This is a genomic window from Chryseobacterium herbae (assembly GCF_025154075.1).
Taxonomy (GTDB): domain Bacteria; phylum Bacteroidota; class Bacteroidia; order Flavobacteriales; family Weeksellaceae; genus Chryseobacterium; species Chryseobacterium herbae.
The window spans coordinates 37,525-54,599 of the sequence record NZ_JAOAMU010000007.1; the positions used below are offsets into that span (position 1 = coordinate 37,525).

At 35.2% G+C, this 17,075-nt stretch carries 15 protein-coding genes; 9 read left to right on the forward strand and 6 right to left on the reverse strand.

Features of this window, described 5'->3' with window-relative positions; translation table 11 throughout:
• The first annotated feature begins 128 nt into the window (after positions 1 to 128).
• Both N0B48_RS19295 and N0B48_RS19300 read left to right on the forward strand, forming a co-directional pair.
• Positions 129 to 641 carry a hypothetical protein gene (locus N0B48_RS19295; RefSeq protein ID WP_503592705.1) on the forward strand — a complete coding sequence of 171 codons (513 nt, stop codon included), beginning with the start codon at positions 129 to 131 and terminating at the stop codon, positions 639 to 641.
• A gap of 19 nt (positions 642 to 660) precedes the next feature.
• On the forward strand, positions 661 to 1,350 hold the full coding sequence (locus N0B48_RS19300) for a hypothetical protein (RefSeq protein ID WP_259840631.1): 690 nt from the start codon (positions 661 to 663) through the stop codon (positions 1,348 to 1,350).
• 1,015 nt (positions 1,351 to 2,365) lie between these two features.
• Here the strand turns inward: N0B48_RS19300 and N0B48_RS19305 are convergent.
• From N0B48_RS19305 to N0B48_RS19315, 3 genes are all read right to left on the reverse strand, one after another.
• Positions 2,366 to 2,530 (reverse strand): hypothetical protein, encoded by a 165-nt coding sequence (locus tag N0B48_RS19305; RefSeq protein ID WP_223609287.1) that lies wholly within the window; start codon positions 2,528 to 2,530, stop codon positions 2,366 to 2,368.
• 288 nt (positions 2,531 to 2,818) lie between these two features.
• On the reverse strand, positions 2,819 to 3,292 hold the full coding sequence (locus tag N0B48_RS19310) for a hypothetical protein (RefSeq protein WP_259840636.1): 474 nt from the start codon (positions 3,290 to 3,292) through the stop codon (positions 2,819 to 2,821).
• A 2-nt stretch (positions 3,293 to 3,294) separates the two neighbouring features.
• Positions 3,295 to 3,651 carry a hypothetical protein gene (locus N0B48_RS19315; RefSeq protein WP_259840638.1) on the reverse strand — a complete coding sequence of 119 codons (357 nt, stop codon included), beginning with the start codon at positions 3,649 to 3,651 and terminating at the stop codon, positions 3,295 to 3,297.
• A 524-nt stretch (positions 3,652 to 4,175) separates the two neighbouring features.
• On the opposite strand from N0B48_RS19315, the gene N0B48_RS19320 reads away from it, so the two are divergent.
• The 6 genes from N0B48_RS19320 to N0B48_RS19345 all read left to right on the forward strand — a co-directional run bounded on the left by N0B48_RS19320 (position 4,176) and on the right by N0B48_RS19345 (position 11,815).
• Positions 4,176 to 5,978, forward strand: coding sequence for a POTRA domain-containing protein (locus tag N0B48_RS19320; protein ID WP_259840640.1), 1,803 nt, complete (start codon positions 4,176 to 4,178; stop codon positions 5,976 to 5,978).
• A 436-nt stretch (positions 5,979 to 6,414) separates the two neighbouring features.
• Positions 6,415 to 7,833 (forward strand): NADP-dependent phosphogluconate dehydrogenase, encoded by a 1,419-nt coding sequence (gene gnd, locus N0B48_RS19325; RefSeq protein ID WP_259840642.1) that lies wholly within the window; start codon positions 6,415 to 6,417, stop codon positions 7,831 to 7,833.
• Between the two features lie 11 nt (positions 7,834 to 7,844).
• Positions 7,845 to 9,326: a glucose-6-phosphate dehydrogenase gene (zwf, locus tag N0B48_RS19330; protein ID WP_259840644.1), complete on the forward strand. Its 1,482-nt coding sequence runs from the start codon at positions 7,845 to 7,847 to the stop codon at positions 9,324 to 9,326.
• 25 nt (positions 9,327 to 9,351) lie between these two features.
• The gene (gene pgl / locus N0B48_RS19335; RefSeq protein ID WP_259840646.1) at positions 9,352 to 10,062 is read left to right on the forward strand and encodes a 6-phosphogluconolactonase; all 711 of its coding nucleotides are present in this window, start codon (positions 9,352 to 9,354) and stop codon (positions 10,060 to 10,062) included.
• 370 nt (positions 10,063 to 10,432) lie between these two features.
• Positions 10,433 to 11,023 (forward strand): bifunctional nicotinamidase/pyrazinamidase, encoded by a 591-nt coding sequence (gene pncA, locus N0B48_RS19340; protein WP_259840648.1) that lies wholly within the window; start codon positions 10,433 to 10,435, stop codon positions 11,021 to 11,023.
• Between the two features lie 285 nt (positions 11,024 to 11,308).
• Entirely contained in the window at positions 11,309 to 11,815 is a 507-nt protein-coding gene (locus N0B48_RS19345; RefSeq protein WP_259840650.1) for a RidA family protein, read from the forward strand.
• 55 nt (positions 11,816 to 11,870) lie between these two features.
• Here the strand turns inward: N0B48_RS19345 and N0B48_RS19350 are convergent, their stop codons facing one another.
• Both N0B48_RS19350 and N0B48_RS19355 read right to left on the reverse strand, forming a co-directional pair.
• Positions 11,871 to 12,215, reverse strand: a complete 345-nt coding sequence (locus tag N0B48_RS19350) for a nuclear transport factor 2 family protein (protein ID WP_259840652.1) — start codon at positions 12,213 to 12,215, stop codon at positions 11,871 to 11,873.
• A 112-nt stretch (positions 12,216 to 12,327) separates the two neighbouring features.
• Positions 12,328 to 12,687 (reverse strand): prevent-host-death protein, encoded by a 360-nt coding sequence (locus N0B48_RS19355; protein WP_259840654.1) that lies wholly within the window; start codon positions 12,685 to 12,687, stop codon positions 12,328 to 12,330.
• Between the two features lie 446 nt (positions 12,688 to 13,133).
• Between N0B48_RS19355 and N0B48_RS19360 the strand changes: the two genes are divergently transcribed.
• The gene (locus N0B48_RS19360; RefSeq protein ID WP_259840655.1) at positions 13,134 to 14,162 is read left to right on the forward strand and encodes a S41 family peptidase; all 1,029 of its coding nucleotides are present in this window, start codon (positions 13,134 to 13,136) and stop codon (positions 14,160 to 14,162) included.
• A 160-nt stretch (positions 14,163 to 14,322) separates the two neighbouring features.
• On the opposite strand, the gene N0B48_RS19365 is transcribed toward N0B48_RS19360, so the two are convergent.
• On the reverse strand, positions 14,323 to 16,809 hold the full coding sequence (locus N0B48_RS19365; protein WP_259840657.1) for a DUF748 domain-containing protein: 2,487 nt from the start codon (positions 16,807 to 16,809) through the stop codon (positions 14,323 to 14,325).
• Positions 16,810 to 17,075: the final 266 nt, after the last annotated feature.

Below are 17,075 nucleotides of genomic sequence, written 5' to 3' on the forward strand. Positions count from 1 at the left end.
ATTAATCTTTTTTAGTTTTTTAGTAAATTTAGGTTCGAAATAAAAACTAATAATTTTTAGTAATGATACCTCTTACAAATTACTAAGATTCTCTTGGAACATTAAAATGTATTGTTGCCGATGATAAAATGATACGGAAAATGCTCAGAGATGGAGATGGGCCCACTGTTATAATGAATAAAAGTATACAACATTTGGCGCAATTTGATCGAGAGAATCCCGATGTTATTACAATAGATTCTGGCGTAGTAAATACGGTTTCAAAAAATATAGGAAATAAAAAGTATATTGATAATTTAGCAGAAATAATAATTCATGAAGGTGGTCATTGGGCAGACTATACAATTGACCATGCTTCCAAGGAATCTGAACCACTTTTTAAGACGAGTTTTAAATCAAAAAGTGGTATTGGAGATGCAGGAGATAATTGGGAAGCTGTTTATTTTGGAACAGATACTCAATTTTCTGCTTCTGATCGTGATATAATTAGTGAAAAGTTTGATGGAATTAGGAGGAATAATGCTGCAAAAGATTTTAGGCAACAACGTGAAATCGGGGACTTGAAATCACAAAAAAAGCCATCTATTTTAGATATTTATAAAAAACCAAAAGATAATTTGCGAGTAAGACCATGTTATTAACCCAAAATCCCTAAATAATATGAATTTTAAAACTAAAATAGTTATGATTTTATTATCCTCTTTATTACTTACGAATTGTAAGGAGGAATTGAAAAAATGTGTAAGCCAATCTACCGATACTAATGTAAAACTATATAATGATTTAACAGATCAGTTGATATTTTATTATTTTGGAGATAATTATTTAGGTGAAAAAAAATATTTTGATAGTTTAAGAGTAGCTTGGCTTAAAAATAGTGATGATAAATATGGCGAAGAGAGGACAAAAGCTCATAACAACCTTTTTAATAATCCTGAAAAATTTTGCAATTTGTATATAGATTCTACTAAAAATAAAAATATATATTTCTGGACAGATAATACCGAAGTTTATTTAAAACGCATAAAAAGAACGAAGGATTCTTTTAAAGACTTTTCTAATAGTCCAGATATTAAAAATTTAAGCATACGAAGTTCTATAAAAGCAAATCAATTTAATTTGTGTACCGCAAAAGTCCTAGATCTGGCAGAGTATGATAAACATACAAATGAATGTGAGATAGGAGTAGTATATTTTTCAGAGATTGTATTTGATCCTTCTAAAAAAAGAGCATTAGTATTTGTTGAACATTATTTAAAAAATTATCTGCATAGAGCCTTTGTATTTGAACTAATATTGCATGATAATTATTGGGAAATAGAAGATTCTATGTTAGTGTCAACTTCCTAATTTCTGGCTCTTTTCTTTTTTCTCATGAAATTTAGAAGAAGAACAACACAAAAGCCAACTTTTTAGGAGTTGGCTTTTTATATATCATTGTATTTTTGGTCGTCTTGCGAAGTGTTGAAAACCGCTTTAATAAAGATGATTTTCAAGTTTTCATCTATGGTATAGAAAACAATATAGGGAAATTTTTTCATTGGTTTTCCTCGGAACTCTTGAAAGAAAAATCTAAAATACCTAGTTTTTAAGATGTCTTTGAAAGTTTTTTTGTAATCATCAATAAAAAGCTTTGCTACTTTTGGAGAAATCCCGATGTCGCGGATTTGTAATCCGTGACAACTCATAACAATACCCACGCAATTTAAGTAGGTAAAGTCTGTAGCGATACGTTTTTTTACAGATCATTATTTTGATATGTTCAAAAAATTAATATATCGCCTATAATAGCTCTCAGAATATTATTATACACAGTGTTTCATGCTGTCCAATGATATGGTAGTAAAAAAAATTTGTCACAATAGTAGTTAATTATTCCGGAATCAGAGTTTTGGCTCGCAGTGGGGAAAATGATAAACAAGTTTATGATGATATTGTAAAGGCTGTGTTATCGATTTTGTAAAAAATATTCTAAATATCTAAAATTACAAGGTTTTTAAAATAAAAATCATAATCTATAAGATGTGTAGTGACGCAAGCTTATTCAAATCTTCTACAAAAGTGTTCGAAAAATGTACCTCTGCGGTCACAGTTTTAAATAAATAACCTGCTGTTTTTTACAGCAGGTTGTTTTGTTTTTTGCCTTCTCTTCTATACAGCGATGCCCCTCACTACTGCACAATTATGTCAAAGGGTTATCTTTCTCAAAGAATAATTGATGGGTCGTCAATTACAAATTCCATAATCCTGAAGGATTATGTTTCATAAGTTTTGCTGTTAGAGGCTGTATCCGGTTTTCCAGTTCTTCTCTGTCCATGGTATAAAGCTCCTACCCGTTGAATATGTAAATTAAATCAATTTCAACTTAGGACTCTTCATTTTTTGGCTTAAAGTTTCTTCCGGCGCCTTGTCTTAGGAATGTGATTTTTCCTTGTGTTTGCTTAGCTTTTTCAAGAACTTCCATAGCTCTTGTTCGTTCGTTCATTTTACCGGCATGTGTTATACTGCCTTGATTTTCACTTTTTTTCATACATCAATATAGTGAAAATAATTGACAAACACAAATATTAAACATTCCCCCTCACTTCCGGGTAGCGATTTGTTGTGGGTTGTGGTAATTGTTTTGTTGGTTACACTTATTGTTTTTGCAACAGTTATCCAAAGGACTTTAACTGGTCTTCATGGCTTTCAGAAAAATCGTGAGAGTTTGGAGAAACGAAAAAGTAAGCCTTATTTCTTAGAGGAAAATAAAAAGTAAGTAGAGTAAAAATCCCCGATATTATTCGGGGATTTGTTTTATTAAAAATTTAAGTTTTTCTTATTGGTAAATATATTGTGTCATGAACCCCATGTCTATAAATGTTAGACTTTGTAAACCTGGCATTGTTATTTTCCATCCGTTAGGTGTTGGAACCTGAGTAAAATTTGTACAACTTGTTCCTGCCATCCCGGCAAAATTACTTACTGTAGTATAAAATCTCATGCCTCTAAATATTACATCCGTTGTAGTACTGCATACCGGAGTTGGAGATGCACCACATACATAGGCGTGTGTAAGTTGGTTAGCTGGAACTACAACGCCGGTATTCATAATTGTAAGAACATTTGAACTTGTCAGTTTCAACGGAATCATGTCTCCATCGTAACAACCCATTCCATTAGCTGGACTTGAATAATAAACATATAAACCTTCTACGTTGTAACTTCCAAAATTATAATAAAAGGTTGGGACTGCCGTTGCAAAATTAACTGCGCCAAATACAAGCGCAAGTGATAAAAGGATCTTTTTCATGATTATTTTTTTAAGTTAAATGCTGTAAGTATAATAGTTTTGTAATCGTCGCCAAATTTATTAATGGCATCTTCCGTATATCCATTTTCTATAAGAAGTTGTTTGCATTTTGGCAGTAATTTCATTGCCATATCTTTTTGCACTTCCTCCTTAGTTAAGCCGGAAACAGAGGAATGATAATCGTTTGTTGTAAAATGTTTGAGAAGATTATCGATTTCTTGCTGAGTTTTGCTTACAGACTTTTTCGCTGTTACCACCTGATTCTGGTCTTGAACTTCCTTTTCTTGATGAGAATCGTCTGAGCAACTAGTAAAAACTAGTGTAATTGCACAAATTAATGTAAAAAGTGATTTTTTCATAAAAATATATAATTTGGTGTTAATAAAGTGAAGATAATGTATATAATCGAAATATAAACATTGTTTATTAACTTTATTTTTAATATTGCGCAAAAATAATATCATGTCAAAGTTGGTTGTTTTAAAATTATTTGACTATCAAATGAAAAGGAGATTGAAGAGGGCAGGCGATGGAAGTATTATCAAAGACTCTCATTTTGAAGAAGTTCATTTGAAGCTTCGGGAATCTCATTAAAACAAAAAAAAACCAACTCTCGTCAGGATTTACTCATCAATTTTATATTTTTCTACGTCAAAATCAAAAAGCTCTTTTGGATGAATTTGTAATGCTACAGCAAATTTTGTCATACTTTTTAAAGTTAGATTTCTTTTCCCTTTTTCATATTTAGCACCTTACTCAAAATTCAATTAAGTAAAATATCATTTCTTTTGTGGTACCTCGTTTATTTTTTACGTTAAAACCTCATTTTTCGCCTCTATTGGCTTGTAAATTGATATCACAAGCTTTATCGAATTCTTTGATTATGATAAATAAACTGCCTGTAATTTTAATTTTCTTTTTAAGTGGCTTTTCCCTTCTGAACGCGCAGGAGAAAAAGGATTCGCTTTATTATAAAATAGAGAACTTTTCAGATAAAACAAAAGTCACCAAGTTCATTCACCGGTTCATATTTCGCAGACAGGCGGATTCGGCATCTGTTAGAACAACAACTGAGAAATTGTTGCAGGAAACTCATAACGGGAAATACATCAGAAATATCCGGATAGAAACCATTGACCCCTTTGGATACGGCTCGAAAGAGAAAAAAGAAAAAACCAAATGGTACGACTGGTTTACCAATCATCTTCATGCCAATACAAGAGATAATACCATTAATAACTATTTGCTTTTTAAGGAAGGTGAGGAATATAATGCCCAGAAACTTTACGAATCCGAGCGTTTACTGAGAACAATGCCTTTTATTAACAGAGTAAATATCAGTGTTTCCGACAGCACATCCGGCAAGGATTCTATCGATGTTGTGGTAAAAGTCCTTGACTCCTGGAGTTTAAAGCCAAGAGTTAGTTATTCAGGAAGTAAAATTGGTTTGGGAGTTACCGAAGAAAATATGCTGGGATTAGGACACGAATTGAATTTGCTGTATAGAAACGATTCCAAAGAAAAGCAGGATTATCTTTTAGGAAGTTACACTGCATATAACCTTTGGGGGTCTTATATCAACGCTCAGGTCCTGGGAGAAAGAGATTTTTTGAGAAATGAAAGAATCAATTTCAATGTCAGAAGGGATTTCTTCTCACCGCTGACAAAATGGGCCGGTGGTTTTACTTTCGAGTATTTTATGCGAAATGTAGCACTTCCGACCGCTACGGATACTAAATTTCCGGAAGTTCAAATCAAGGTGTACAGTCAGGATTTGTGGGGTGGTTATCAGATTCCAGTTTCAGCTGATTCTAAGGAAAGAGTCAACAGTAATATTGCCTTAATAGGAAGATTCCAGAATTATCAATACAAAGACAGTCCCGGAATCGATCAGTATCAGTATTTCAGCTCGTACAGCAGTTTTCTGATGTCTTTAGGGTTTATTCGCCGAAATTTCTCGGTTCAGAAGAATATTTTTCAATATGATTTGCCGGAGGATATTGCGTATGGAAATACCGTTAATTTGACTGCCGGAGCTTTATCAAGAAGTAAAGACGTGATGCCTTATGTAGGCGTTTCTGCATCTTATGGTAATTTTATAAAAATCGGTTATTTCAATGTGAAAGCTGAGTTTGGACGGTTTTTTAATGAAAACAGTCAAAATCGCGAATCTTTCCGTTTGGATGGAACCTATTTTACCAATCTCATGGACTGGAAATTTGCCAAAGCAAGACATTTCTTTTCCCCGACTTTAGCATTGGGAAATCCTCAGCATAATTATTCTTACAAAGACAGGATTAATATTTCTGCTGCTGACGAATTTCCTGTTTACAATTCGGATTTTATCGGAACTAAAAAATTGGTTTTAAGATATCAGCTTCAGCTTTTTGTCAATAAAACATGGAAGAACTTCCACTTCAGCCCGTACTTAACTGCCGCAGTCGGCTGGTTGGGAATGCCGGATGACAGACTGCTTAAAACTACAGCCAATACAAAAATAGGCGTGGGTGTATTGATCAATAATCCGTTTTTGGTTTTCAACAGAATTCAGATTTCTTTTACGTATTATCCACGTGTTCCTTTCGATAATAACTCTGTTTTTGATTTTAACAGCAACCGGAATAATATTCTGCCGATGAACGGTTTTACAACAGATATTCCGCACTTCGTCAATTTTGGAAACTGATCATCAGTTCTTTGAAATTGTATTTAATCTGAATGCAGCTAAGAAAAATGATGACTGATATATCGGTTTATGTTTTCCGATCCTAATAAAAAACGATTTATAAAGATAAAAAAGCTAAACAACACATTGTTTGGCTTTTGTTTTACTCATGATTTTGATGAAGAAGCTTTCATTACTGTTTTTTGGGTTGAATGAATAGTGATTTTTGATAATTTAGAGGATATTAATTATAAATCCTCATATAGTGACTTGTGTAGGTTTATTTTATTTTAAATATTTGATATTTAGTGCTTTGCAAGCTTTAAAGAGTGCGATTTTAATTCATGAATTTTCGTTATTGTATTTTGAGAAACTTTTTTCTACCCTTTTATTTTTTTCCTGATAGGCATTTACGTAATTTTATTCTCTGTATAACAGAATTCATATTAAAAAGTAAATGGAAAGATACGATTACGGAATGATTGGCCTTGGAGTAATGGGGCGCAATCTTCTTTATAATATTGCCGATAACGGCTTTTCAATCGCCGGATTTGATCTTGATGGAGAGAAAGTAAAAGAATTACAGGACGGCGCCACTTCAGAAATGAAAGTAAAAGGAACGGGTACCATGGAAGATTTTGTATCTGCATTGGAAACTCCCAGGAAAATCATTCTTATGGTTCCTGCAGGAAAACCCGTTGATGCGGTTCTGGAAAGCATTACGCCACTTTTAAGCAAGGGAGATATCGTCATTGATGCCGGTAATTCTTATTTCAAAGATACCAACAGACGGGTTGCTGATCTAGCCTCAAAAAATCTTCACTTTATGGGAATGGGAGTTTCCGGAGGTGAAAAGGGAGCCAGAACAGGACCAAGTATCATGCCGGGTGGAGATCTGGAAGCTTTCCATCTGATTCAGCCTATGCTGGAAGCTATTTCAGCTAAAGTAGGTAATGAAGCATGTACAGCTTATATGGGAAAAGATTCCGCAGGAAACTATGTGAAAATGGTTCACAACGGAATTGAATATGCCATTATGCAGCTCATCAGCGAAGCTTACGATTTGTTGAAAAGAGGAGCGAATTTAAACAACGATCAGCTATACAACGTTTTCAAAGAATGGAATAATGGCGAAATGAATTCATTCCTGATCGAGATTACCAGAGATATTTTTCAGCAGAAAGATTCACTGACAGACGGTTATCTTGTTGATCAGATTTTAGATAAAGCCGGAGCCAAAGGAACCGGAAAATGGACTTCTGAGCAGGCCATGGAAATTGGGGTTTCTATCCCAACTATTGATATTGCAGTGACTTCAAGAATTTTATCAGCCTATAAAGAAGAGAGAGTTCAGGCTTCTCAACTGTACGCTGAAAAAGAAATTGCAAGCCCGGAAAATACAGAATTATTCATTAAAGAAGTGGGTGATGCTTTATATTTAGCAACATTGATCAGCTATGCACAAGGTTTGGCTTTACTGGTAAAAGCTTCTGAAGAATATAATTTCCAGATTCCATTGAAAGATGTGGTAAAAATCTGGAGAGGAGGATGTATTATCCGTTCGGTGCTGTTGGAAAAGTTTTATTCTGCATATACCAAAGATCCTCTTCTGTCCAATATTTTACTGGATCAGGATATTTCTGTCATCGTTAAAGAAAAAATTAAATCATTGCGAAAAACGGCCGCTTATGCTGCTTCAAACGGAATTTCAAGTTTAGGAATTCAAACTGCTCTAGGGTATTTTGATGCATACACTACAGAATCTCTGCCGGTTAACCTGATTCAGGCTCAGCGTGATTATTTCGGAGCACATACGTATCAGCGTACGGACCGGGAAGGTGTTTTTCACACGTCATGGCAAACTGCAAACGATTAAAATTGGGAAAAATGAATGAAAATAAAGTCCTGAAACCAACTACAATTATTATTTTTGGTGCTACAGGAGATCTGGCGAAAAGAAAACTTTTTCCGGCGTTTTATAATCTCTACATCGATGGCAGAATGCCTAAAGGCTTTAATATTCTGGCACTGGGAAGAGCAGATAATACCAACGAATATTTTAAAAATTACATCAAAGAAAATCTTGAAAATTTCTCAAGAAAGAAGATAACTACAGAAGATTGGGCAGGTTTTCAGGCTCATATTACCTATTTTCAGCATCAGCTGGATGAGGAAAATTCTTACAAAAATCTGCACCAGAAATTAGCGGATTTTGATGCAGTTTACGGAACGAGAGGGAACAGATTGTTTTATCTATCAATCGGACCTGATTTTGTTTCCACCATTTCCAATCATATCAAAAATTCATCATTGGCTTCTGATGCTAAAAAAGACCGCATCATTATCGAGAAGCCATTCGGTCATGATAAACAGTCGGCGATCGAGCTGAACAGTTTGTTGGCCGAGACTTTTGAAGAAGAACAGATCTACCGTATCGATCATTATCTGGGGAAAGAAACCGTACAGAATATATTGGCGTTCAGATTTGGAAATTCTATTTTTGAGCCGTTATGGGATTGTAAACATATAGAATCAGTGCAAATTACGGTTGCCGAAGAGGTAGGTGTTGAAACCAGAGGTGCTTTCTATGAGCAGACGGGAGCGCTTAAGGATATGATTCAGAATCATTTGTTGCAGATTCTGTGTATGGTCGCTATGGAACCACCGGCTTCACTGGAATCAGGTGAGATCAGAGACCGTAAAGTAGATGTCCTGAAGTCGATTCGCAGAATTTCTGCTGATCAGGTTGATCATTATGCCGTAAGAGGCCAGTACGGGAAAGGTGTCGTGAATGGAGTAGAGGCTAAAGGCTACCGTCAGGAAGATGGCATTGCCAGAGATTCCAATACAGAGACTTTTGCCGCTGTAAAATTCTATCTGGATAATGAAAGATGGCAGGATGTTCCTTTCTACGTTCGTACAGGGAAAAAAATGAAGGAAAAACATTCGTACATAACGATTCAGTTTAAACCGCTTCCGCATTCCACATTTTCAGAAAGCTCACAGCATTTATCAGCCAACAGGTTGATTATCAATATTCAGCCATTGATGGATATCCGACTGCAGTTTATGGCAAAAAAACCGGGACTTTCATTGGTTTTAAAGCCTGTTGAAATGATCTTTGACAATTTCGCCTGTCAGGAAGATACACCTGAAGCCTACGAAACATTATTGCTGGATGCACTTATAGGAGACCTTACTTTATTTATGCGTTCCGATCAGGTGGAAGAAGCCTGGGATGTTGTAAAAACCATTCAGGAAGCTTGGGCAAGCAATAAAGATGCATCATTTCCAAACTATGAAGCAGGAAGTTGGGGCCCGAAAGAAAGTATTGCATTGGTTGAAAGACAGGGACATAATTGGGTGTAAAATATAAATTTAAATTAGACAAAAAATGAATATCACAGTATTTGACGATCTGGATAAACTATATAAAAAAGCAGCGGATACGTTTGTGGATCTTTCCAAAAAATCGATTCAGAAAAATGACCGTTTTGTAGTGGCATTAAGTGGAGGTTCTTCTCCTAAAGCTATTTTTAATTTGCTGGCGACTGAGGAATATGCTGGTAAAATTGAATGGAACAAAGTGTACTTTTTCTGGGTAGATGAACGATGGGTTCCTTTAGATGATGATAAAAGCAATGCAAAAATGACCTTCGAGACGCTTCTGAACAAGGTTCCTGTCAATAAAGATCAGATTTTCCCAATGTATGAAGACGGAATACTTCCGGAAGATTATGCTGCTGAATACGAACAACAGATTAAAAATATTCTCGGAAATAAAGGGATTTTTGATTTTATCCTTTTGGGAATGGGAGACGACGGCCATACGGCTTCTCTGTTTCCGGGTGAGGCTGTTTTAGATGAAAATGAAAAGTGGGTGTCTGCTTATTACCTGAAACCTCAGGAAATGTTCAGAATTACTCTGACTTCACCACTGATTAATAAAGCTGAAAATATACTGGTTATTGCATTCGGGGAATCGAAAAAACATGCCCTGAACGAAGTACTAAACGGGGAATACAATCCAAAACTATATCCGTTACAGCTTATTGATAGAAAAGAAGGCCTTCAGTTGTTCACCGATGAAAAAGCGAAAGGCTAAAAAAAATACATTTTAAATAAGACCGCACCATTAGATTTCTAGTGGTGCGGTCTTATTTTTAGATTGAAACGGAAAATTATAAGTCATTTTAAATATAGTACGATATATTTAAAGTGTATTTGTAATTTATTATTAAAAAAATCACCATATATTGAAATAATAATTAAATTTGTTCCATACAGGCCGCGGTTTTAGATTTGTTATTCCTTTTCGGATCACGGTATGAACAATTTTATTTTTTTTAAATATCACTAGTGTGTGAAAATTTAAGACTTAAATAAAGAAATTAAAAAATAATATGAAATTGAATTAAAAGAGATAGGGGTAAAATACCCAGTCCACAATAAACTAATAACAGATAACCTTTATTATGAATGCTTTAATTATTATCGATGTACAGTATGATTTTTTGCCGGGAGGCTCTTTAGCCGTTAATCAGGGCGATGAAATTGTACAAACAATCAACGACTTACAATCAAAATATGATCTGGTGGTAGCCACGCAAGACTGGCACCCGAGAGGTCACAAAAGTTTCGTTACGTCTCACCCGGGAAAAGAACCGTTTGAAGAAATATCATTAAACGGACTCAATCAGGTGCTGTGGCCGGAGCACTGCATACAGGGAACAAAAGGAGCAGAGCTGGTTCCGGAACTTTTAACGGATGCTGTTGAAGCTATTTTTAGAAAAGGAATGGATAAAGAAATTGACAGCTACAGCGGTTTTTTTGATAATGGCAGAAAGAAATCTACAGGTATGGCCGATTATCTTAAGGGACGGGGAGTTACTGAGGTAGCGGTTTGTGGAGTAGCGGCCGATTATTGTGTGTATTATACAGCCAATGATGCCTTAGATTTAGGCTTTAAGTCAAGTATTATAGAAAGCGCTTCCAAGCCCATAGATTTAGAAAGATATGCACGCATGAAGAAAGACTTTCAGGCAAAAGGAGGAACTGTTATTTAACGGTTTATATTTTCCTGAATATTTTTAGAATGCGGGATAAAGAATGTGGTGAATCAGTTTTGGCTGATCCTTCATGCTCCGCTAAAAAATGAAACCTTCGAATTGATTTGGAGGTTTTTTTATTTTCATCATCCAGATCGGCCGGTCTTCATTTCCGTTTTTGTAATCACCATGAAAAAATTAAACAAATATATGGTCAATAAAAAGTAAAAACGTCAACATATGTTGAAGGTTTTAAAGATGTTGAAATCTACATTTGTTCTATTAATTCAATATAAAAATATTATGAAGCGTATAGTATTCAGTCTGTCGGCATTCTGCATAGGATGCCTTGTCTTTTCACAAAACAAAGTTCAAAACAAAATCATAGAGCAAACGGGTACATTATCTGTCATCAGCAAAAATCCCAAAACTCTTTTTGATCCCACTCCGTTTGCTTTTTCTCATGCGACCAGCCATGAAGGAGATGGCAAATATGTATTTATATCCGGGCAAAGCGGTGGAGAAGATTTGAAACATAGTCTTTCTGCAGATTTCAGAACGCAGGTGAGCTATTCTCTGAAGAATTTGGAGACAGTCCTGGCGGAATATGGATTAGGAGTTAAGGATGTTCTTAAAATCACGATACTCATTGTTGATCATGATCAGGAAAAACTTAAAATATGGACCGAAGAAATGCATAAAACATGGGGCAACCATACCTTCCCGGCAAGTACTCTGATTCCGGTGCCTAAATTAGCACTGGATCATATGCTGATCGAAGTGGATGCTATTGCTTTCAGTAAAAAATAAAATACTTTGAATGATTTAGACAATAAAATGATTCCAGTCTTCTTTCATTCAGGGGCTACTTTTTTTCTATGACAAAAGCTTTCAGTTCAGCCATTTGGCCGTTTTCAAATCTCCAGATGTCACAATAGTCATAGTCGATCCATTGCTCGTCTTTATCCATCAGACTTATGGTACCTACTGCCGTTACATAATCACCTTCACCCATCATATGTTCTACATAAAATCGGGGAGGTTTTTTGTAGGTATTAGCCATATAGCCACGTATTTCGTCTTTTCCTGAAAGTACTGTGTCGCCTACGAATGTCCATTTTATATCCCCGGTGCAATACGCGAGGAAGGTTTCGTGATCACCTTCCGCGATGGCAGCATTGGCCTTTCCCAAAATTGTTTTATGATCCATAAGGTATCTGTTGTTTTCTGTTTGAAATGAATAATTAACCTAAGTTTATGGGCCGAAAGATGACTCTTAGCTTCCTTCTTTCGAATATCAAGTTGGGTGATCAATAAAACGGTTAGGTCAGCTGATAATTGGTAAGCACCAGGCTCAGAATGAAGTGAACATAATCCTGATCGGCCTCTTTTCGGTTGATCAGCTTGTTTTTATAATCATATGAATTCAGGACTCTTACCAGCCTCTGGTACGTTTCAAAATGATCTCCTTTAATTTTTACCCTTCCATTGCCCTCTCTTGTTTTAATGATTTCATTATCCAGAGTTCTGATTTTAAATAAGACGTAAGATAATTTAGGATGGAAATTCATCTTTCCCACATATCTTTCAATTATATTAACCTTGAACGGATCAAATACGATTGTGTTAAATACAATATTGGAACCACGTTCCTGTGTATTGAGCTCAAGTGTATAGTTCATGAATTTTATTTTTATACAAATTTACCCATAAGCTAAAATAAATCAAAGGAAAATAAAGATTAAAGCGCAAAAGAAATTATTTTGTTCAGATTTATTATTATTTTTTTTGAAATCTTATATCATTTTTTCGATGCCTGATTCATATTTCACATTTGGAATATCCTGATCATCAGCTAGAAATGGATATTCTTTCTGTGTTGTCCGTAAAAAATGAAACGGTATAAATTAATGGTAATTTTATGTAAATAATTTATGCTCAAGAATGAAAAAATTAAGATTAAAGACCTGAAATCGGAAGTTATAAGCCGAAAGTTCGTGTTGAGCTTCTTAAAATCCGAGGTAACAGATGCTTTTTCTCACCATCAAATTTAAAATAGATGGTCAGGAATATTTTTTAATTAATTATATTAGATCCGTAACATAATTAATAGTTATCGGGATAAAATATGAAAAAAATATTAGTGCTGCTTTGTATTTGTGGGCTATCATTCCATTTGAATGCACAAAAAGTAATGACCTCACAGGATAGTATAAAAGTATTCTATGACAAACTACTGATCATGCTAAAGTCTGATTATCTTCTGAGGAAAGATGTAGACTGGAAAACTGTAGGAGCTGAAACGAATCAGAATTTAACGAAGTACAGTGATTTTAAAAGTTCATTAAAGGAAACAGAAGTGTTATTTGGTAAAATAGGGGCCACACACTGCAAGGTTTTTTATAAAAATAAGCCTTACGGAACAACTGTAAAAGCATCAACGGATAATTTAAGCTCGCAATGGAAAGAAAAATTTGCGACCAAACCTGGCTTCGAAGTGAAATCTCTGAGCGGAAATATTGGATATATCTTAATGCCGAATATCACATTCTTAGATTTCAGTCCTGAAAATGTTCATAAAATAGCTCAGCCTATGTATGATCAGATTGCTGATTTTAAAACCAAAAATAAAACAGAAGGCTGGATTCTTGATTTACGCTTTAATACAGGTGGAAATTCTGCTGCAATGTTGCTCGCTTTATATGATTTGTTGGGTGATAATGATATTTGGGGGACCGTAGACCGTAATAAAAAACAGAATTCTAAAGTAAAACTGGAAAAAGGGAATTATTTAAGTAACTCTAAAAAATCGTCTTATATAAACCCTAAAGGAGAACTGCTTGACAAAGCGAAAGTAGCTGTCATTACAGGCCCGTTAACCGCCAGTTCCGGAGAAGTAACGGCATTGGCATTTAAAGGCAGACCCAATACCATTTTGATTGGAGAGCCCACCTTTGGAATGACCACATCTAATGTTGATATCGGATTGCCGTTTGATACCGTGTTAATTTTAAGTGTAGCTTATGACAGCGACCGAAATGGCAATTACTATGAACATATCGTTCCTGATATCACCGTTTCAAAACAGGACAATTTCAATGACCTGCTGGCAGATAAAAATATTCAGGAAGCGATCGGTTTTATAGCAAAAAAATAGAGAAGCTGGGTTTGAGAGAGTCAATGGTGAGTTTTGCTTCGCAAGTGAATGGTGAGTGAGAACCAGGATGCAAGATTTCAGACATCCGACATTCCAGAACCCGCATCCCTAAACTCTCAAACCCTCAAACCCTCCGACTCTCAAACTCTCAAACTCGAAACTAAATCAGATACTTCTTCAGTCCCTCCATAATTCCCTGCCAAAGCGTATTAAAGAAACTTTTATTGGGATCGCGTTTTACATCCACTTCCACATGATTGGGTTCACCTTTTGAATCATTTTTAACAAAAATATTGGCAACAGCACTAAGCAGTTTTCTCTCCTTACCCGTATTTTTATTTAAAAAGTTAACTTCCATATTGGTATATTTAAAATAAAAGTTACCTCCGATTTCCTTGCTGCTCCCTTTATAATCAAATTTCAGATAATGAATCTGCCCATCGAGGCTTACATTAAGATAGGGTCTTACAAATAAGTTGGCATTTTGTACAGAAAGATTTTGAATGGTTCCATTGATGGCGTAATCATCATTTTTGTTGGCCACATCAAACTGCCAGTGCACATCTGTAGGGGCATCACCAAAAAAGTCAAAATTTGAATCTACTTTCACCAGTGTCGGTTTCCCTGTCATTTTCGCACTGTTTACATCTCTGATTTTCGCATTAAAATGGGCAAAAGTAAGCTTGCCGGGGATTTTTGCTTTTTCTGCAACCTCTTCATAGGTAAGGTGTGAGTTTTTGATATCAATCTGTCTGATATAAAGTGGGAATTTCACATCCCGAAGCTTTTTGCTGAACATATATCTTACACCGATATCATCAGGCGGCGCAAGATCATGATAGATATTACAGTCGATGCCGTCAAAAATAATCTGATCCAGGTCTATACTAGTTTTTGATCCTAGTTTTGAATTTTTATCAGTGATCATCACAGATTTTGCCTTTATCGTATACAGATCCTCTTCAACGGCGATTAAACGGTTAAATTGGGATCTTGAATATTTAGGAAGGAACGCAAAGTTGTTAAGAATTGTCTCTTTTCCTGTATTTTTGATCTGATCCACTTTCAGATGATAGTATTTTCCGGCATCAACATCGATTTTTCTGGCTGTAATAAGCTGGCTTTTACTATGAAAAGGGATGGATTCTTTCAGGATGTCCTTATTGGTCGTGACTGATTGAAGCTGTACATTAAAATTCTCAACCTTCATTTTATCCTGACCCGCTTTTTTCTGAACAAAAGTACCGTCTATGATATGAAGCGCTCCCAGATTGGCCAGCAGATCCGGTGCGGCAGTATTGCTTTTTTTAGTAACCTTCGGTTTATGAGTGGCAGCAATGATTTCTACATGGGGCCGATACACATTAATTTTTCCAAGTTGGAGCTGAAGCTGCTGTCCTGCAAATTTTGAGGTGTTATTCAGGATTTCAACTTTCTCGGTTTTAATGTTGAAAACGTCTTTCACAGCGCTTTTTCCAAGGGCTGTAAACGCGATATCATTAATGAAAATATTAGAATCATTTGAGGTGATTTTTTTAATGTTCACCGCCTGCAGAGGATCGGTTTTGAAATAGATGTTTTCAAACTCAATATTGTGGGTGGAAAAAGCAAAAGGAATTTTCTCTTTCACTGTTTTTTTATCGAAAACAATATCCTTCAGATTCAGATGGAAATTATCCACAGAAGCGACTTTTGTTTTATCCCTTTGCTGAATAAGAACGGAACCTTGCCCAAAATCAAGATTTTTGATACCGATCTTCAGGTTGATTTCTTTAGGATTTTCTTTGACCTCTTTTTTATGGGTTGAAGTAACGGTCAGTTGAGGTTTTACAAATTTTGCATTTTCAATAATCAGAGAATCTTTATTAACCGTGAAATTGTCTGCTGCTAGCTGATTGATTTTCAGGTCAAATACATTTTTAGCGTTGTAGAGTGCGGGACTTTCAATAGGTTTCAGATGGAATTCGGAAATATGAAGCTGCTTATTTTTTGCATCAATTTTTGTGGCAGAGATCTGATAAAAATCGTTTACGGTGATCAGTACATCATGGGCATCAACCTTAAAATTTTTAAACTCAACGGGGATTTTTGATGCATTTTCGCTCAGTTTAATTTCCGTAAGATTAATATTTATATTTTTTCCTGTAGCGAGATCTTTTTTGTTATTGTCCTTCACAGAAATATTTCCGTTGGTCACCAGAATATTTTCAATTCCAAAATTGATCTTCTTTTGGGGTGATTTTTTTTTCTCCTTTGATTTTCCCAGCACGACTTTTACATCAGGATCAATCAGCTGCACTTCTTTAATATGATAAGATTTGTTGAATAGGGCCTTCCAGATCCCAACATTCTGTATGCGGAGACTTTTAATATTTCCGTTAATCTGAGTGACAGTAGGATCTTTTGTCTGTTTAGTGGTAATGTTTATGGAGTTCGCCGAAATATCACCTTTAAAAAGATTAAGATTGAAATCTTTAAGACGGATTTGATACGGTGTTTTTTCATTCACCAGTTCCGGCAATTTATTCTTGAGATACACATTCAGAGCAAATGGAAAAATAAGCCCTAAAACAAGCAAAGCCCCAATGATGATTAATACGACTCTCTTTCTTCTTCCGGTTTTTTTCGAAATTATTTTTTTTTCCATTGTATTGTTTTTATGGGTGTTTATTTCTTAGGCAAGGAAGTCGGAAGCTGCTAGAGGGAACTTATTGAGGTCAATTCCTGCTTCAAGTTCCTTGATCCTGATTCTTTAATCCAAGCTAAGCTTAAATTACTTTCCAATCCTGTTCCAATGTACACTATAATTCAAATTATTTTACAAATTCGGCCGATTAAACTTTTTATGTATATGAAAGTGGAATTGAAATGTGGTACTAAAAAGCGAAAGATCTGGATATCTGGAGAAATGGA